The organism is Moraxella sp. FZLJ2109 (assembly GCF_024296965.1).
GTDB lineage: Bacteria > Pseudomonadota > Gammaproteobacteria > Pseudomonadales > Moraxellaceae > Moraxella.
Genome location: NZ_CP101112.1, coordinates 1,585,468 through 1,603,801, shown reverse-complemented (window position 1 = coordinate 1,603,801; position 18,334 = coordinate 1,585,468). Strand labels below are relative to the sequence as shown.

The 18,334-nt window shown below is 45.5% G+C and carries 16 protein-coding genes; all 16 read right to left on the bottom strand.

The annotated features are described in order from the left end of the window. Positions 1-18: 18 nt before the first annotated feature. A complete protein-coding gene (gene gloA / locus NKU06_RS07775) occupies positions 19-555 on the bottom strand; it encodes a lactoylglutathione lyase (RefSeq protein WP_253223170.1) in 537 nt (178 codons plus the stop codon). Between the two features lie 39 nt (positions 556-594). Beyond that, a complete protein-coding gene (locus NKU06_RS07770) occupies positions 595-1,224 on the bottom strand; it encodes a carbonic anhydrase (RefSeq protein WP_253223169.1) in 630 nt (209 codons plus the stop codon). Between the two features lie 27 nt (positions 1,225-1,251). After that, positions 1,252-2,247 carry a hypothetical protein gene (locus NKU06_RS07765; protein WP_254729815.1) on the bottom strand — a complete coding sequence of 332 codons (996 nt, stop codon included), beginning with the start codon at positions 2,245-2,247 and terminating at the stop codon, positions 1,252-1,254. 36 nt (positions 2,248-2,283) lie between these two features. Then, entirely contained in the window at positions 2,284-3,372 is a 1,089-nt protein-coding gene (gene aroB / locus NKU06_RS07760; RefSeq protein WP_253223167.1) for a 3-dehydroquinate synthase, read from the bottom strand. 71 nt (positions 3,373-3,443) lie between these two features. Further along, positions 3,444-4,049 (bottom strand): shikimate kinase, encoded by a 606-nt coding sequence (locus NKU06_RS07755; protein ID WP_253223166.1) that lies wholly within the window; start codon positions 4,047-4,049, stop codon positions 3,444-3,446. A gap of 104 nt (positions 4,050-4,153) precedes the next feature. Continuing rightward, on the bottom strand, positions 4,154-5,581 hold the full coding sequence (locus NKU06_RS07750) for a type IV pilus secretin PilQ (RefSeq protein ID WP_254729812.1): 1,428 nt from the start codon (positions 5,579-5,581) through the stop codon (positions 4,154-4,156). A gap of 64 nt (positions 5,582-5,645) precedes the next feature. Next, on the bottom strand, positions 5,646-6,299 hold the full coding sequence (locus NKU06_RS07745; RefSeq protein WP_254729809.1) for a pilus assembly protein PilP: 654 nt from the start codon (positions 6,297-6,299) through the stop codon (positions 5,646-5,648). Continuing rightward, positions 6,299-6,931 carry a type 4a pilus biogenesis protein PilO gene (locus tag NKU06_RS07740; protein ID WP_254729806.1) on the bottom strand — a complete coding sequence of 211 codons (633 nt, stop codon included), beginning with the start codon at positions 6,929-6,931 and terminating at the stop codon, positions 6,299-6,301. Before NKU06_RS07740 ends, NKU06_RS07745 begins: the two co-directional genes overlap by 1 nt. A 3-nt stretch (positions 6,932-6,934) precedes the next feature. Then, the gene (gene pilM / locus NKU06_RS07735; RefSeq protein ID WP_254729803.1) at positions 6,935-8,821 is read right to left on the bottom strand and encodes a pilus assembly protein PilM; all 1,887 of its coding nucleotides are present in this window, start codon (positions 8,819-8,821) and stop codon (positions 6,935-6,937) included. A 3-nt stretch (positions 8,822-8,824) separates the two neighbouring features. Continuing rightward, positions 8,825-9,331, bottom strand: coding sequence for a GNAT family N-acetyltransferase (locus NKU06_RS07730; protein WP_254729801.1), 507 nt, complete (start codon positions 9,329-9,331; stop codon positions 8,825-8,827). Between the two features lie 40 nt (positions 9,332-9,371). Beyond that, positions 9,372-10,841, bottom strand: a complete 1,470-nt coding sequence (miaB, locus tag NKU06_RS07725) for a tRNA (N6-isopentenyl adenosine(37)-C2)-methylthiotransferase MiaB (protein ID WP_254729800.1) — start codon at positions 10,839-10,841, stop codon at positions 9,372-9,374. A 125-nt stretch (positions 10,842-10,966) separates the two neighbouring features. Next, positions 10,967-11,344 carry a hypothetical protein gene (locus NKU06_RS07720; protein ID WP_254729798.1) on the bottom strand — a complete coding sequence of 126 codons (378 nt, stop codon included), beginning with the start codon at positions 11,342-11,344 and terminating at the stop codon, positions 10,967-10,969. 64 nt (positions 11,345-11,408) lie between these two features. Further along, the gene (locus tag NKU06_RS07715) at positions 11,409-13,139 is read right to left on the bottom strand and encodes a dynamin family protein (RefSeq protein ID WP_254729796.1); all 1,731 of its coding nucleotides are present in this window, start codon (positions 13,137-13,139) and stop codon (positions 11,409-11,411) included. Positions 13,140-13,187: 48 nt separating this feature from the next. Continuing rightward, complete coding sequence (locus NKU06_RS07710; protein WP_254729794.1) at positions 13,188-15,452, bottom strand: dynamin family protein; 2,265 nt, start codon at positions 15,450-15,452, stop codon at positions 13,188-13,190. 57 nt (positions 15,453-15,509) lie between these two features. After that, on the bottom strand, positions 15,510-17,234 hold the full coding sequence (locus NKU06_RS07705; protein ID WP_254729792.1) for a dynamin family protein: 1,725 nt from the start codon (positions 17,232-17,234) through the stop codon (positions 15,510-15,512). A gap of 208 nt (positions 17,235-17,442) precedes the next feature. Continuing rightward, on the bottom strand, positions 17,443-18,330 hold the full coding sequence (locus NKU06_RS07700; RefSeq protein ID WP_254729790.1) for a YafY family protein: 888 nt from the start codon (positions 18,328-18,330) through the stop codon (positions 17,443-17,445). Positions 18,331-18,334 lie beyond the last annotated feature (4 nt).

Here is an 18,334-nt window from a genome sequence, read left to right as displayed (position 1 = left end):
GTTTTTCTTTGCCTGCGATCAGCGATTGTTATTGATCTCGATGATCTCAATCCAGTAGCCATCTGGATCTTTGATAAAGGCGATGTCTTTCATGCTGCCTTCTTCTGGGCGTTTTTTGAACTCAACGCCATTGGCATCAAACCACGCCACCGCATCAGCCAAGCTTGGCACGCTAAAGCAAATATGCCCAAAGCCGCGCGGGTCGCTGTTGCCATCATGATAGCTGAAGTTCTCATCGTTTTCTGTGCCATAATTGTGCGTCAGCTCAAGAATGCTGCGCTGACGCGAAACAAAGTCTTTTAGCTCATCGCCTGCAGGCAGATTGGCACGCTCTTCTACGGTTAGTTTGGCTAAAAAGTACAAATCAAATTGCGCATCTGGAAATTGGCGATGCTTTAATAAACTCATGCCAAGCACACCTGTATAAAACTCCAGTGATTTCACAGGATCTTTTACGCGTAGCATGGTGTGATTATAAATATAACCTTCAGATTGTACAGGAATATCTTTGACACCATTTGCGGTCAGTGAGTTGCTTGGTTGTTTAATAGTCATAATTCACCTTTGTACTTAGTCTAAATTTATTAATTTGAATTAATTTTCAAAAAATTTCACACGCCCAGTCGCCACATCGTATTCGGCGCCGACGATGAGCAGATCACCCGCTTCAACCATATCTTCTAATATACGCGAGCCGTGACGCAGCTGCGCGACCGACATTCGCACATTGGCGCGAATCGAGCGATCGATCAGCTCATCCATATCCACATCATCACCTGATGCCGTGGCGATCTCATGCAGGTTCAGCACGCTTGGGCGAATGCGATCGACGATGGATTGTAAGTTCGGTGAGTAGTATTGATCAGGATTGACCAAAGCTTCGATACACGCTGTCACCGCGCCACAGTGCGAATGCCCCATCACCACCACAAGGCGCGTGCCAAATTTCTCAGCAGCAAATTCAATCGAGCCGATTTGGCTAGGCGCAACGACATTGCCCGCCACGCGAATCACAAACAAATCACCCAAACCCTGATCAAAAATCAGCTCAACAGGCACACGCGCATCCGAACAACCCAAGATGATGGCGCGCGGATTTTGCTCCTTGACCAAAGTCGGCGGTGGAATGCGGAGATCTTCAGTGCTAGCAAGATTGGACACATAACGCTCGTTGCCTGCTTTTAATAACTCGAGCACTGCCTGTGCTTGCGTTTGTGGAGTCATGGAGTATTCTCGTTTAATTTTACTAAATTATTGCGTATCGGCATTGGTATCAGGCTGAGCTGTCGGCGCTGGCGCTGGCATCTCTGCTTTTGGCTCTGGCTTAGCTTCAGGTTTTGGCTCAGGCTTTGGTGCAGATTCTGCCTGTGGTGGCATCAGCACAGGTGGCGTCGGTGTTTCAGCGGCACGCGGCTCATTGCTTGGTGCATAACTGCGCGAGATCTCACCTTGTACTGCACCTACTTCATTATTCAGCTGTGCGCGTGCCAATTCTCGCTCTTGACGGCGGCGTTCATTAGCTTGTGCTTCTTGGGCGCGTGCTTGTGCTTGCTCAATGCTACGGCGTGCCAAATCCTGATCGGCGCGCGTGGCTGCCTGCACAGGGATTTCGCTGCGTGTCGCTTGCAGATTAATGCGGCGCGGCTGTGTACTTGCCATATCGCTGATCGAGTCAGCGCGCATATAATTATCAATAATGGTTAAATAATCACCTGCTTTCACCGCCTTTGGTGCAAGGCTACTTGGTAAGCCAAAATCCTGCGTCTTCAGCGCAGCATTGGCTTCATCCATGCTAGCAAACTGCCCAAAGGTCAAGATATAGTGCGGTTTTTTATTGGCATCCAAATAGCGAAAATACGCGTATTTATCACGATTTTCTTGGCTGTCAAGATAATCGACGATCACCTGATTTTCGGCGACATCCATCAGCTGAACTGTGTATTTGTTCGCGACATTTTCAAAGAAAATCTTATCGCGAAACTCAGCCGGATAGGTGCGCATATCGCGGATCAAGGTTGAAAAATCGATCGGCTTGACTTCTTTTTCAAGGTCACGCAGATGATCGATGCGCTTTGGCAATGCCGCCTGAACCACTTCATCGGCTTGGGCGGGTTTTTTGATGATCGTTGGCGCGGTAGAAGTTAGCCACACTAGCAGCCAAGCCACCGCAATCACGCCTGCGCCAATCAGCCACAGCTTAGATTGGCGTCGAAAATATTGTGAACTCATCGCTTGATTTTGCGACATAATCTTAACCTTGAAATTAAATAAACAAATAAATCTTTATGCGCCTGCCAATACCGATTCTAGTGTCGATAACTCAAAATCCGCCGTCACAAACGCATCACCGATGGCTCGTAGTAGTACCAAGCGAATTTTGCCTTGCTGCACTTTCTTATCATGACCCATCAGATCTAATGCTTCATCGACCGCGATTTGTGGCGGCGTGGTTGGTAAATCAAATCGCTCAATCACACGAATGATACGCGCGACATCGTCCGCACTGATTAAGCCTAGCTTAAATGACATCTGCGCCGCTTGCACCATACCGACCGCCACCGCTTCCCCATGCAGCCATGCGCCATAGCCTTGATGTGCTTCGATGACATGGCCAAAAGTATGACCGAAATTCAAAAGTGCGCGCCTGCCGGCTTCGCGCTCATCTTCGGCGACCACTTGCGCTTTAAAGTCGCAGCAGCGATGCACCATCTCGCCCAAAATCGCACCATCTTGGGCAGTGATGGCATCAGCATTGTCTTCTAGCCAAGTCAGAAAATCAGCATCCATAATTAAGGCATACTTAATAACTTCTGCCATACCTGCGGCAAACTCACGCTTTGGCAAGGTCTTAAAAGTCGCCATATCAGCCAGCACGCATTGCGGCTGCCAAAATGCACCGATCATATTTTTGCCACGCGGGTGATTGATGCCTGTTTTGCCGCCGACACTAGAATCTACCTGGGCAAGCAAAGTCGTTGGTACCTGGATGAAATCCACCCCGCGCATAAAGCTTGCCGCCGCAAAGCCTGTCATATCACCGATGACACCGCCGCCCAGAGCGACCAAAGTGCAATCGCGCGCAAAATGCTGCTCAAGCAGCGTATCATAAATGGCATTGATACTGTCTTGGTTCTTGTGCGCTTCACCATCAGGCAGCACCACGCTATGAGCGATAAAGCCTTGAGCCACAAGCGCGCTTTTTAGACCGTCCAAATACAAAGGCGCGACCACATCATTGCTGACAATCAGCACCTGTTTACCCTTAATATATGGCACAAGCTTGGTGGCAAGATCAGGCGTGCCATGACTTGCACAAATAAAAATCGGGTAATCATGGCTTTGGGTATGAACCAATAAAGTACTGCTTGACATGGTGACACTTATCCTTTATTTCTTGTAATGCTAATAAATACCAATCAACTCAAATTTGTATTTTTACCTTTTTATGATGTCAATTGACGACATTCTTCATGATAATTTTTTAAAATTTCTAAAATATCGTGTACCATCTGCTTGGGGTAAGCACGCCCAGTCGGCACGATGATATCCGCCACTTCACGGTATAAGGGATTGCGCTCGGCGTATAATTTCTCAAGTACAGCGCGCGGATTGTCCGACTGCAGCAAGGGACGGTTTTTGTCTTTTTTGGTGCGGATCAGCTGTGTATCGACTGTAGCGTCCAGATAAATCACCAAGCCTTGCTTTAATAGCTCGCGATTTTCGCTGCGACCTACCGCGCCGCCGCCTGTCGCCATAACAAGATTGGGCATCGCGGTCAGCTCCATCAAAGCGCGCGTTTCGCGTTCACGAAAGCCTGTTTCGCCTTCTTTTTCAAAAATCCACGGAATGTCCGCCCCTGTCTGATCGACGATATACCAATCACAATCAATGAACTGGCGGCCCAAATGCTTGGCAAGCAGCTTACCAATCGTGGTCTTGCCTGCGCCCATCGGCCCTACTAAATAAATGGACGGCAATTGCTTGGCGAGTGCCGTATTGGTTTTTTCAACCACCACTTCTTCGATGATTGCCGAGTCCGCATCTTGCATATTATCGTTTCCAATAAAATCTTTTATAAATAGCCTATGATACAAGTTTTGGCAGGTTCTTGCCACTATTTTTATTTGTAGTTTTGTTCAGATCTGCGCTCATGCTATATTTTGCCTTGGCTTGGCGGTGCTGCGAGCAACTTTGGGGTGATGAAAATCAAGAGCTCAGATTTGTCATTGCCCTTCTCATCATAGCGAAACAGACGACCCAACACAGGGATTTCGCCCAGCAGTGGTACTTTGTTATTTTGGTTTTGGTCACTGTGACGATAGATGCCACCAAGCACCACCGTTTGTCCATTTTCGACGATGACATTGGTCTCGATGGCATCTTCTTGGATGGCGATACTGCCAAAGGTGCTGACTGGATTGCCATTTTTGATGACCAATTTAAGCACGATTTTACCATCAGGGGTAATCGATGGCGTGGCTTCAAGCAAGAGCGCCGCTTCTTTAAAGGTGGTCGTGGTCGCCCCCGAAAAAGTCGTTTCTTGATAGGGAATCTGCACGCCTGATGAGATGCGCGCCATTTGTTTATCAGCGGTGAGCACGCTTGGCGTGGAGATGACTTCGCCCTTATTTTCAGCTTGCATCGCGGATAATTCCAAATCCAATACGCCATCAGGCAGGTTTAATAAGCCAAATGCAATGCGTCCCAAGGCATTATCCACGCCCAGATTCACCGCTTGATAATCTGGGTGAAACTCGCCACCGCCTGCGCCCAAGCGACGCGCTTCCCATAGGGCATTTTGTGAGCCGCCGACTTGCACATTGCCGATCCGCGCCTGCGCACCCAGTCGCGCACCCAGTTGCCTGCCGAAGCTTTGGTTCGCTGAGACGATGCGCGCTTCGATCATCACCTGCTCAACAGGAATATCCAGCTGCGCAATCATCTGCCGTAAGTTGGCGATGCTTTGCGCGGTGTCTTGGATGATTAAGGTGTTGGTGCGCTGATCGACCGTGACTGTGCCTTTTTCAGATAATAGACTGCCGCGCTCACTGGTGGTGATGACTTCATCAGAATTCTGCACGCGCACCGTGGGCAAGATACTGTGCAAATTCTCATTTCTACTACTGCGGTTGATGTTACCGCGTTCGGTTTTTTGTCCCATGATCAGTGCGGCGATGTCGCTTGCCATGGCATAATTGAGCCTAACATAATCGGTGATGATCGGCTGATTGGGCTGAATGGATTTTGAGCTGACAAGCCAAACATTGCCGTTTTTTAGCACAGATAAATTGCGCATCTGCATCACCACATCGAACGCCTGATCCCATGGCACTTGGGTGAGTCTGATGGTCATGTTGCCCGTCACGCTGTCATCGGTGATGATATTGATACCTGTAAAGCTTGCAAGCACATCAAGCACCGCGCGAACTGGCATATCTGCAAACTCAAGGCTAATCGGCGCACCCGTGTAGCCCTGCGCAGCACTTGGATTGACAGTGGGTGTATCAGCTGCGTCATTGGCATATGCCGTCATCGCACACAAAGGCAAAAGCGCCATCATCCAGTTGCTTAAGTGTTTCATGCTTGATTTATACTCGATTAATTTTATTGATAAATTTGTAAAATTGATAAAAATACCACAATGATCATTTGGCAAATGACATCACGCTCTGCCGCTCATAATATCGCCCATCATCACCAAGCACCGCTTCTGTGATGGCTATCTGCGTAGGCGTAATCTGTGTGACGAGTCCATGATGCCGCCCGATATAACGCCCAACGCTCAGCTGATGCACAAAGCCATCAGGGCTTCGTACCAAAGCAATTTGTCGCGTGTGATCGCTGATCCGCCCTTGATAAATCAGCTGGCTAAGTTCATAATTTTCAAGCGGTTCGCGCACTCGTGTATCATCGATACTGATAATTTTGCCGAGTATTTTTGGGATAGGTTTAGTATCTGCTTTGGGTTCGTTCAGCACAGGTTTTGGCGGTGTATCGTCGGTATTTTTATCGCGCTTTTGATCGCTTGCTCTACTTTCTGCTTTGCTCACTTGGGTGCTTGTGGTGTCATTGACAGGTTCGGTCTTTGCTTGCGTGCGCCAAGGATTGGCAAAAGGATCTTTACCCGCTTGATAAACACTGATCACAGGTGCGCCTGTCGGCAGGGGCATCACTTGCGGTGCGCTCGGCTGACTTGTGATGGCGGACAATTTTTCATCGGCTGTCTGTTCGGCATCTTCTGCACACGCGCTCAGTAGCACTGGCAAAATCAAGGCAAATAACGCACGGTAAATTTTCATCATTGCCCCTTAGCCTGCATATCTTGCGCCTTAGGATTGGCTTGGAAAGTCAGCACCGTCATCGTAAGACGCAGCCGACCGCCCTGCTCAGCAGCGATCTCAAAATCCGACACCGCAAGCAAAAATGGCAGCTGCGTCAGTGCGAACAGCCATTGACCCAAATCATGATAACTGCCTGTTGCCACCACAGCGATCGGTCGCTCAGTAACATTGGGCATCATGCGCATCGCTTGCACACTCGCACTTTGGATCCGCACCTGATGCATAGTCGCTTGGCTTTGTAATTCGCTGACAATCTGTGTCATCGGTGCGCTCACAGGCAGCTGTGAAAGCCGTGCTTGCAACTTGGTATTTTCGTCAATCAGTCGCTGTCTGGTCGCATCGAACTGCCCAAGCTGTCGATGACTTTGGGCAAATTCATCGATCAAGCGCAGCTGCTGGCTGTGTGCAGCGGTCAATCTATCATACTGCGGCGAGATCAGCACAAGCCATGCAAATATGGCAAGCACCGCGATGATCAGCATCAGCACCACCGTCTGCACCGATTTGGGTGCTTGGGCGATGTTATGGCGATTGACCTGATTGAGCTTTTGCCAAAATTCTGCCATTGATGCCTGATGATGCCACTTCATTGATCAGTTTTCCTTATCAATAACATCATTATCTGATGGCGTATTCTCATCAGATAATGCATCCATCACAGGCGTGCTGTGCTTGGCAGTCATCGTAAAACGCACCACGGTATCGACGCTTTGGATAGCGGTAACAAGCACTTGGGTGAATTGCCCTGACATCTCAAGCTGACTGGCGAAAACAGATACCTGTGCCGCATCCTTTGCCATGCCCTGTATCGTGATCTCATCATTTGTCTGGCGCAGTCCATCGAGATACACTCCTGTTGGCACAAGGTTTGGCAAGTTTTGCCAAATGCCAAGTGTCTGATGATCCTGCCCCCACAGATTCATAGCAGCAAGCTGTGCTTTGGCGGTGCGATTTTGTTGCTCTAGCTGCTTGATGGCGCGAAGCTTGTCTTGATTCTGCTCAATGCGCGTACCGATGGCATCATTCACCGCTGTCTGCTGATGGGTCAAATATACCAACACAGCGAACACGCCAAGCAACACAGCTGCAGCAGTGATGAGTATCAATGTAAACTTTTTCTTAAAGGTTTGGTCTTGTAAGGCGCGCGCTTCATCACGCCAAGGTAGTAGATTGATCGCCTTATGTGTATTGAGCGGTGAATGGTGTAACGACAGTGCCATCGCAGGCAGTAGCAAGGGTGCAACCGCTTGTGCCTGCATCGGCATGGCAATCTGCGGTGCAGCAGCGAACATCACCGTGCTGTCAGTTTGGGTGTTCAATTTATCAATCAATGCCAAGTATGCTTGTGAAACACCGGCGATGATGATGCGCTTGGGCAGTGCTGCTTGATGCATTTGGTAAGTATTCAGCATGGCTGTAATTTGGGTCTGTAGCTGATTGATTGTATGATCATTCGGCACATCATCAAGCATGGTTTGATCAATGTTTTGGCACACATCAGATGGATGAGTTATCACTGCATCATCAAAGCTGATGGTATAGGGCTCAGTGGTCGTTGCCGTTGTAAAATTAGATGGATCAGTATCGGTTAATTGATGATCAGCAGCGTGTTCATTGGTGGACTTAGTATCAGCTGATGACTGCGTGACTGTCGCTTGCTCGGTATCTGTTTGCGTTTTGGTATTATTTAAAAATGCATAAAAATCCAGTGTCGCAGCAGGCTTATCATCACTTATCATCTCATCGATTGGCTGATCAGTTGCTGCATTCTCTGCTTGATGTTCAGCTACCTTAACAGTGTCCGTGCCAAAAAATTCAAGCGTGCGATGCGTAATTTTCTCCCCATCAATGATCGTAAGCGCGCTTTGATCACGCCCAATCTCCACCAATGCCACAGACTCTGTCATCGGCATAAATATCGACAGCGCCCGCGCCCAACTTAGCGCACCCGTCTCGATGGCGACCGTCTGCAGCCCTGCCATCGCCAGCACTTCAGTACAATCATCGACCGCTTGGCGATGAGCAATAGTCAGGCGAATGCGCTGTATCTCACCAACAATCTCAAGACAAGTAAAGTCAATATACACATCATCGAGCGACTGACCGATGTATTGCTCTGCATCCAGCAAAATCGCCGCTTCGATTGCTGCATCATCAAGCCACACAGGCAGCTCAATCATGCGATGCATCACAAGCTCTTCTACCACGCTACAGGCAGCATGACTTGGCAAAACACTAAGCTGACTCATCGCGGTACTTAGTGCATTTGCCAAAGCCGATTTATCCACGATTTTGCCTTGATCGATGGCATCAACGCACGGACTGACAGCAAAGTCTAATAAATCCATGCGCCCATGATGCACACTCATCACCGCAACGCTCACCGCCGTATCACCAAAGACCACGCCTGCGATGGGCGCTTGATCCGCTTGCCGACCCAGCCAAGCCTGTAGTCGTGCACGCATTGAAACCACTGACATACCCTACTCGTGCAAGCACCGACCCATCAGCACCGTATCTGCCAAAAACCCATCCATATCACAGATGTTCGGCAGCACACCCCATTCGACGAATTCAAACTGTGCAAATAATGATAAACTTGGCAGATTGTGCCGGAAAATCAGTGCCACGACATTTTTGATACCGTGCTGTGGTGCGACTTTGAGCATGAATGCCAATAATAGTTTGCCCAAACCCTTGTGATGATATGGCTTGGTGATGTATAAGCTGATCTCAGCGCTGATGTGATAAGCAGGCAAGCTGTACAAATCACTAAAACTTGCCCATGCGACGATCTGACCATCATCATCGCACACTACATAAATCGGGCGCGTGTCGTCATTGTGCGTATCAAACCACGCCGTACGATCGGCAACCGTATACGGCGCAAGGCTCGCGTGCGCGATCTTGTCATCGACCGTTTCATTGAAAATCGCCACCAATCTGGGCAAATCATCACGCGTCGCCAAGCGAATGTGCGGCTTTTGCATCTGTCTTCCTTGTGCCTATTTGTGTCTTACTCGCTCACGCTCAGCCAATAACTTCGACCAGCTCGCCTGCCACCAGATGCATACTCTTGGCTTCGGTGATTTTAACCAGGGCAAATTTACCCAGCAGCTCTTCACCACCAGCGAAAATCACCGAGCGCGTATTGTCTGCTGAGCCATGCAGATGCCCTTCATAGCGATTGGCAGGCTCTTCGACCAGCACACGCACCACTTGACCGACCATCGCACGGGTTTTGGCAAAGGTGGATTCTTTGATGACTTCTTGGAACTCGGCTAAGCGCGCCTTTTTGGTCTCAAAGCTAACATCATCAGGCAGTTCAGACGCTGGCGTACCAGGGCGTTTTGAATAAATAAAACTGTACGAGTGATCAAAATCCAAGTCCTTGGCAAGCTGTAGCGTGTCATTAAAATCACGATCAGTCTCACCGGGGAAGCCAATGATAAAATCACTCGATAAGTGCAAATCAGGACGAATTGCCTTGAGTTTATTGATCTGATTGATATACACATCGATGGTGTGATTGCGTTTCATCGCGGCTAGGATATTATTTGAGCCACTTTGGACAGGTAGATGTAGGTGCGACACCAGCTTATCGATACTCTTATACGCATCGATAATATCATCAGTGAATTCTAGCGGATGGCTTGTGGTATAGCGAATACGCTCAATGCCATCGATATGCGCGACATAATGGAGCAACTCGCTAAAGCGACAAATCGTGCCGTCATCTTTTTCGCCACGATAGCCATTGACATTTTGACCAAGCAAATTAATCTCACGCACGCCCTGCTCTGCCAATGACGCAATCTCAGCCAACACATCATCCAGCGGACGAGACAGCTCTTCGCCACGAGTATAAGGCACAACACAGAATGAGCAGTATTTTGAACAGCCTTCCATGATAGAGACGAACGCCTTGTAGCCTTCGACCTTTGGCTCAGGCAAGAAATCAAATTTTTCGATACTAGGGAAGGACACATCGACAACACCGATGCGGTTTTTTGGCAACTCACTGTGCTGCTTGGTGGATTGCTCGTACAGCTCAGGCAGGCGGTGCAAGGTCTGCGGCCCAAAGACCATATCCACATACGGCGCGCGTTTTTGGATATTGTCGCCTTCTTGGGATGCCACACAGCCACCGACACCAATGACAAGATTTGGGTTTTTTTCTTTGAGTTTGCGCCATCTACCAAGTTCACTAAAGACTTTTTCTTGTGCCTTTTCACGGATGGAGCAGGTGTTCATCAGCAGTACATCAGCTTCGTTGATGTCATTGGTGACGACCATACCATGCGATTGACCCAATACATCGCCCATTTTCTCAGAATCGTATTCATTCATCTGACAGCCTTGGGTGACGATATAGACTTTTTTGGTCTTTTTGTCGCTGATGTCGGCGACATTTTGTACAGGCAAATCGTGAATGCGATTGTGGATACTATTAGCGGTGGTGCTTTGGTGGGCTTTTGGGTCAAACGTGGCGACTTTCATGACGGGGTTTTCCAAAATGACAAAATAAACGGGTTATTTTAGCATAATTGGTGTGGGTTGTGGTAGGGTAATTGTAGTCCTACCACAATCACAATACCGTCCTGCCAATTTTTTCAGCCAAATAATTAATCCACCACAGGATAAAACGGTTTGCCCCATTCTTGATCTGCGTTCATCATCACAATCTCAATCATCGCTGGCAAAATATCACCAAGAATACGGCACGCATCCTTAAGCTGAGCTCGGTTTACCGAACTGCCATGTGTCGCCCCACCATGTACGATTTGGTTGCGTAGTGTATACAGATGTGCAAAGACCGCATTTAAGATAGCAACGGTGTTTTTATCCGCCAAGGCAGTAAGTGCCCTTTGCTTATTTTGCTCAAAACTCGCCTGCCAATCTGCTTCGCTGATCACGCCATTATGATAATCCCAAAACGGTTGAAAAGTATAGCGATTATCGAGTAAAATACGGATACTGCCCGAATAAGTCTGCCAAACCAAATCATACAGCCGCTGCTCATTATCTAGCTGACTGATGCAGTACAGAACAGATGTCTAAATTATCTCATTTAAATACATCCTTAAGAATGCTCGCAAACACCCCTAGTGTTTCAGAATCATCTTTTGAGGAGTCTACCCTTCTGCGTATAAACTCAGGAGCAATAATAATATCCTCAGTTAAGCTTGAAGATTTTTCAGTTGGCCGGACATCTTTCCGAACACGCTTCTTACGCTTCTTTTCAATTAAATCATTCGAAATCGAATCCGAAGAATCCCTATTCTCAGTTAAAGCGGTATACTTTTCTTCCAATTGAACATCTTTCTGTGTTAGTTTTTTGCGCTGCACACGACTAGTCTGACCAAACACCTCATTGATAGCCTGCTCTAATTCAGCAAAAACACCCTCCAATTTCTTAAGCATTTCCTGCTTTTTCTTTGAGGTAAACAAGGTGTTGATTTTTTGAATCTTGGTATAAAAGTCCGCCTCCAAATCATCAAACCCTTCTTTGAGCAGATCCGCTTCCAAGCCTCTTAACGCTTTTGATATTTGCTTTTCTTCTTTCATGCTACGCAAAATGGCGTATTGATACTTTTCATCAACTGTATGCAGTCTTTTTAATAGCAATACATGATTGTCTGATGGCTTATCCAAAGCTTCCAAAAAATCAAAAAGCGACTGTTTTTGGAACAGATATTCTTTTTTATGAACTGAGCTATAAGCAGAAATACCTTGGATTTCGATCCCAAAATCACTTAGCGTATCCACAATTTCATCCATTATGTCCTGCAATTGGTCAAATGGGCGCAGATCTGCCTTGTTTAATATGACATACAACGGTTTTTGGATACCATAATGCACCTCTTCCAAAAAGTCTAAATCGCTTTTTGAGATCGTGCCATTTGAATCCAAACCTACAATCCATAGCAATGCTTCAGCATTACGCACAAATTCTTCAGCAGTTTTAACATCTTCAGAAGTATGACCATCTAGCACATCAGATGGATTATATCCTGGCGTATCAATAAAACACAAATGCTGATAATTCAGTGGTGTCGTCAAAAAAATGAACGGCAAAATAGTTTTAAGATTAAAACCAAAAGAGCGGATAAAATTATGCGACAGTCTTTGCTGAAAATTAGGATCAATTTTCAGCAAGTCAATTACGCCACCATTTTGATTGCATCCAATTAGGCTGCCAATCTCGCCGTTAAGTGCATAGGTGGGAATTGCTGTTGTCGGCTCAATACCAATAGGAAGACGAACGGATGCATTCTGAAATAAACTGCTGATAAATTCAGACTTACCCGCACTAAAGCCACCAGCAATCGCCACTGCTCTTTTTTTATAAAATTCAGGATATGCACCGACAACCTTGAGCTCATCACCAATAGCCTGCAGCTCCAACAGTGCTGCAGCCTCATCCTCTAGCGTATCTTCTTCGTTGGCGAATGGCAGATATTTTTCTTCCAATGTTGAAAAATACTTATAGACACCAGGGTTTTGGTTGGTGGCTGATAGTAGCTGTGCTGTCAGAGACTGTCTTAGCGATACTTCATTGAGCTGCTGTCGTGATTGATTCAGATTATTTTCAACTTCCTGTAATTTCTGTTCCGAAGCCTGCAGATTTTTACTCGCTTCATCCAGCTGTTTACAAGTATTTTGATAATCGAATGACAATCCCTCTAGCTTTTGTTTTGAATCATCAAGCTGAGCGATTAATAAAACTTGCTTCTCGGCAAGCTCTTTATGCCTAAAAAATGGTGCAAAGAGTTTCTTAAAAAAATCCAAAATCATAAACATTCCTACCAATAGCGTAAAATATGAGAAACAATATCCAATCTTCTATTCAGGCTTGAGCATCTCAAGTTCTTTTTTCATGCCTTGATACAGATATAAACTTGCCTGTTTGTTTTGGATCTCATTGACCAATTTTTGCAAGTCCTCCGAAAGACCAGAAGACAGCTCTTTCGCCACATCTATTTGGGTTAAGTCAGCGACTAGCATCTTCATATATGCACTAATATCCCCTTTGACTGTTGTTCGCATGCCTGACACATACTCTTCCGCATTGCTGAGATAAAATTCTGCTTCACTATCTTTAAGTCTGCCGGATTTTTTCAGATCTCTTGGTAGTGAATCCTTGATTTGGAATGACGCCTCAGGAATTTGAACCAAAACACTTCTTACGGTTCGAACGATCATGCCAATATCAACCTCTCCATTGCCTAAAATTTTTTCAAGCTCCGTCACAATCTGATTATAGATTTTCTTTTTCCATTCTTTTGTATAGGCATCAGCAATATACCCAAGCTCGTCCTGTAGGTTGCTACGAACAGACTCCAACTCACGACGAATTGCGGTAGCATTGATAGTTGTATAGGTTAGAGTGCGTGTAACTCTTTCGCCACCATCAAAAAAATCTTTGAACCCTCCCCAAATACCATCACGCTTCTGCCGAGTGGTATATGACTCACTTTGATATCCCTGCGCCTCATCAGCAACCTGACTATATCTTCTCATCTCTTCTTTCAGCTTATTATTTAGCTGTTGATTTAAATCTAATTTAATATCCGAGATTAAATCTGAATAAATACCTCCAACTCTAAACTGAATTTCCGCCTGCTTATTCTCCAAATCTTTTTGCTGATTGATTAGTTCATTAACATCCGCATTTTCAATGTGATAAATTTGAGCATCGATGCGACCCTCCCATGCTTTTAGATAATCACGAAGTGCGCTGCGCTTGCTGTTTTCAAAATCAGCTTTGCGAGCTGCTTGGATCTGCCTCTTATTTGTGCGCACTTCTTCAATAATTTGGTGCAGCTTATCCATATTTGCCATTTGCTGCAAGGCACCTTTTGCCAAGGATCGATCGCCGAACACCCCTGGAAATTTTTGATTTAGGTTGCTCCAAACGTGTTGCTGATTACTATCCCAAGTATCCTGCGCATCAAAACGCTGCAGCATTGAAAATGCAACACTTGATGAGCATATGACATTATTTTTCATTAGACGATCTGCAACTACTCGCATCTCCGGATAGTCCTGAGCTTGTTTTTGTAAAACATTTTGAGCATGTGTGGTCAAGTTCATTGAGATGCGTTGAGTCACATCACTTGGATGGGTTAATCCCGCGCTCTCACTCCCAAATAACTGACTGTCCGCTTGACTAGCGATGATATATGCCTGCTGCGTACCTTCTTTTGTAGTTACACGCGTCAACAATTCAGTATCTTCACTGCTCAAAAACTGACCCGATGGTGACACCAATAGCACGACATCGCAGTCCTGCAATAGTTGATAGGTTCGATCTTCTCGAGAAGTAACAGGATCATTAATCCCCGGTGTATCGACAATTCTTAAACCCTGGAGCCCCTGTTCAGGAATATACAATGTAACCGATTTTGTATATGGCATAAACTCGCCATTGGCAGCCACAAACTTATTCAAAGCACCATTCATCAATTCATCAACACTGGCAGCATTGATAATTTTGTACCGCTCCAATTCAGCAAGCGATTTACCAGATTGCTTGATGCGCTCATACTGATCATATGATGCAAAAGTAGCATCATCTTTCATCTCGCGACTGGCTTGCTTGACGGCCAAATCCTGGCATTCCTTTTGCTCTTCTGGTGTCAACGGATTAGTTGTGGCGATACCCAATCCCTTACGCTTTGTTTTTCGTGTAATTTGCTCATCCAGTTTTAACTGGGTCAGCTCCTGTAGCTTGGTCAGATAAATACCATGATTGTGCTGAATCTCATCAATATCACTTTGTGTAAAAAACTCCACTTCAGCGCGCACAGTATCGCTGTACTCCATAATAGTCAGCGCAGCTGTCATTGGTGTTGCCGCCTTAGGCAAGATGTCATTACCATTGAATAATAAAGCGTTTAGCATCGAGCTCTTGCCCGCCTTGACACGCCCAATAATTCCAATTTGCAGCACTCGTTCTTGTTCGTCAAACTCATCAAGTTTGCGCTGCCATTCCTCGCTTTTGGCGATGGCGTGCTCATTTTTTAGCGCTTTAACATCTTTGCCCAGTTCCGATTCATACTTTTTTAAGAAATCATCAATGCGATCATTTAATTCCACAATATTCATATCAACCTCAGTAGATTAGTCTAAAACATCCTGCAATTTATTTGGATGCATGATAAATCATGCAAACAAATATTGATTTGCCAATGATGCAAGCTCTTGCTTGCCTTGTTGCAGCTTGTCAATCTCCTGCTGAAGCGCACCGGACTTAGCTTCTTTTTCGGCATTAGCAGCTTCAATTTCAGCTTGTTTCTGCTTAAGCTGCGTATCAAATTGCTCGCTAATTTGTTTGATTAACATCTCAACCTGCTCGTTATAAATACCTGGTAGAGATTCTCGAATTTTGACCTTGATCTCTGGAATCATCGTATGAACGATCTGCTGTTCAATCTGCTCTCGCAATCTTCTTTCCTGAGCACCTTGGGTCAAAAATTTAATAATATCAGGCAAGAAAATAATGACAATCTCAATCACAGGTGCAACAACCGCAGTTGTCAGTCCAACGATGGTAGCGATAGCTCGATAGACATTATGTATATTGCCCGATGATTTGGCACGATCACTCATCTCCGTTGCCAATCTACCCAGTCCTGCCGCTGCTTGGTTCAATAATTTTGCAGTACCTTCCTGAATGCTGTTAATCATATCATCACTGATCACCAATTTATTTCGATGAACAAACTCCCCTTTTACCGCAGCACTAAAATCTTGCAATATACTGCCACTGATATCTTGGAAGCTACTTTGAACCTCGCTCAATAGTGTATTTTTTACCAAATCATTCAGCTCTGCGGTAAATACTGCTGGATTTTGCGAGTTTTGGACAGCTAATTCAATCAAATGTGTTTTTCTAGCCAATAGAATTTGCGCCACTTTTTCAGAAATGGTTGTGATTTTATGGCTTGAATAGCGACTTGCAGACTCTTCTAGCGCACGCTCTTTTTGTGCTTCCAGCTTATCAATAGCGCTCTGCAGAGCCTGAATGGTATCATCTGCACTTTGCTTACCGTTTTCAAAGGTGGCAATTTTAACATTGATGCTTTGTGTGATTGATGTGTAATTTTCACGCAAATCTTCTATGAATAGTGAATAAAATAATTCTTCTGGATTGATCGCCTGCAAAATATTTTTTAAATTACCGCCACCATTCATGTCAAGTAATGCAATCTGGTCTTGGTAATCAAAATCTTCATCCAGTTGTTCTGAAATCTTATTTTTTACCAATTCTACATCATCAGGTGAGCGAAGATTGGTTTTACTAATACAAAATGAGAAACCTTTTCCAAATTGCTGGATATTTTCGATTTCACGCTTCATACTCAATGTAATGTTTCCATCTTCGACACTGGTTAGGAATACAAAATAAACGCCACGCGATAGATAAGTCAAAATTGCCTGATTATGACTTTCAATTGGTGCATCAAAACCCGGCATATCCACCAACACCAAAGGCTGAATGACTTTTAAGTTTTCGTTATTTAAATACACCCGCAAATTTTTATAGTTTTTTGCGTTATCTTTAACAGTAGCAAACTCAGAAAGGCCATACCGTTCAATTCCTCCATGATTAGCAACTGCCTCAATTCGCTCCTCAGTGCTATAGCGTAGCTCCGTAGCCAATGCTGTTTCTGGTGTTACAGCAGTCGGTAGAATATCTGTACCTAAAAATGAGTTAATCAACGTGCTTTTGCCTGCACTAAATCCACCTACAACTGGCACGATTAACTCGGCCTGCTCAATAGATGTCTGAATATTATCTACGCCATTATTAGATACATCCAGAGGTTTAATAATACGATTCACTTCACGAATGTATTCAATGAATTTTTTTTGAACCTGTAACATTTTAATATTCCTATTAACCTATACAAAATATAATCAGCTCACTATTGCGAAATCCGCAAGATGCCGCAACTTCTCCCACTTGTTTGAACATGACCAGCAGCGTTTGGGCGAAATTATACCCATCTGCTTTACACTGAAAGACTTACCGCATTTTTGGCACTTTACAAATTTAGTCGGTATTGGCATAAAATTTGGCATAGCCCCCTCCTTACTCTTCACCCAAATATTCTCTTAATTCCGCCACCATCTGTGCCTGCCACCCCTCAGGACTGACAATCTTCAGATGTGGTATCCAGTACCGCACAAGTGGCAGGATTTGCTTGGCACTCACCACATGGCTTGACAGCAGCAGTCCACCATCATCGAGCTCTTTGATCAGTTGTTGCTCAGGCAGTAGTTGTCTTTGAACGAAGTGCGACGCCACATCGGCACTGACTTTGAGCACCACTTCCACCTTTTCCTGACCGTACCAGATGCTCTCATCTTGGTTGATGCGATCAACGATAGCCTTATCCATGGCAAAGCTTGGCATATCATCAAAGCAAAACTCACTGATGCGACTCATACGATATGCCTTGAGCTCACCATCCTGCACACCTGCCAAATACCAGCAGCCGCGATGATGAATGATCTTATAAGGCGCAACCAGGCGGGATTTATCTTTATAAATGAACGCCACCATCCGACAGGATTTGATGGCGGATTTGAGCTGACTCATCATCGGCTCAAATTGCTTCGCATCTTCAAAGGTGTAACCCTTAACCGAATACACTTGGCTCGCACGATGATCCAAAATCTCTCGCAAAAATGCCGTATCAAGATTAGGATACAGTCCTGAGATGCCTGAGATTTGGGCAAAGGTGCGTATATCCTTGTAACTAAGCTGTCCTAGATAACTTGGCTCAAGCTTATAACCTTGGGTGGTTTTTTGGAGTGGTAAAAATCCTAGACGATCTTCGATATCTCGAAGCATGGTACGGCGACTGACTTGGTATTTTTCGGTCAAGTCAGCGATATTGAGCGTCTCACCACCATTAAGCATGGTGATCATGTCGGATAGCCGATACGCCAGTTTTTCGTGTGGAGAATCACTCATACGA

Coding starts and splice junctions, on each gene's coding strand:
- NKU06_RS07700 (WP_254729790.1), bottom strand. CDS start 18,330: ATGAGTGATTCTCCACACGAAAAACTGGCGTATCGGCTATCCGACATG.
- miaB (WP_254729800.1), bottom strand. CDS start 10,841: ATGAAAGTCGCCACGTTTGACCCAAAAGCCCACCAAAGCACCACCGCT.
- NKU06_RS07715 (WP_254729796.1), bottom strand. CDS start 13,139: ATGATTTTGGATTTTTTTAAGAAACTCTTTGCACCATTTTTTAGGCAT.
- gloA (WP_253223170.1), bottom strand. CDS start 555: ATGACTATTAAACAACCAAGCAACTCACTGACCGCAAATGGTGTCAAA.
- NKU06_RS07740 (WP_254729806.1), bottom strand. CDS start 6,931: ATGAAGTGGCATCATCAGGCATCAATGGCAGAATTTTGGCAAAAGCTC.
- NKU06_RS07705 (WP_254729792.1), bottom strand. CDS start 17,234: ATGTTACAGGTTCAAAAAAAATTCATTGAATACATTCGTGAAGTGAAT.
- NKU06_RS07710 (WP_254729794.1), bottom strand. CDS start 15,452: ATGAATATTGTGGAATTAAATGATCGCATTGATGATTTCTTAAAAAAG.
- NKU06_RS07730 (WP_254729801.1), bottom strand. CDS start 9,331: ATGCAAAAGCCGCACATTCGCTTGGCGACGCGTGATGATTTGCCCAGA.
- NKU06_RS07765 (WP_254729815.1), bottom strand. CDS start 2,247: ATGTCGCAAAATCAAGCGATGAGTTCACAATATTTTCGACGCCAATCT.
- pilM (WP_254729803.1), bottom strand. CDS start 8,821: ATGTCAGTGGTTTCAATGCGTGCACGACTACAGGCTTGGCTGGGTCGG.
- aroB (WP_253223167.1), bottom strand. CDS start 3,372: ATGTCAAGCAGTACTTTATTGGTTCATACCCAAAGCCATGATTACCCG.
- NKU06_RS07755 (WP_253223166.1), bottom strand. CDS start 4,049: ATGCAAGATGCGGACTCGGCAATCATCGAAGAAGTGGTGGTTGAAAAA.
- NKU06_RS07770 (WP_253223169.1), bottom strand. CDS start 1,224: ATGACTCCACAAACGCAAGCACAGGCAGTGCTCGAGTTATTAAAAGCA.
- NKU06_RS07745 (WP_254729809.1), bottom strand. CDS start 6,299: ATGAAAATTTACCGTGCGTTATTTGCCTTGATTTTGCCAGTGCTACTG.
- NKU06_RS07750 (WP_254729812.1), bottom strand. CDS start 5,581: ATGAAACACTTAAGCAACTGGATGATGGCGCTTTTGCCTTTGTGTGCG.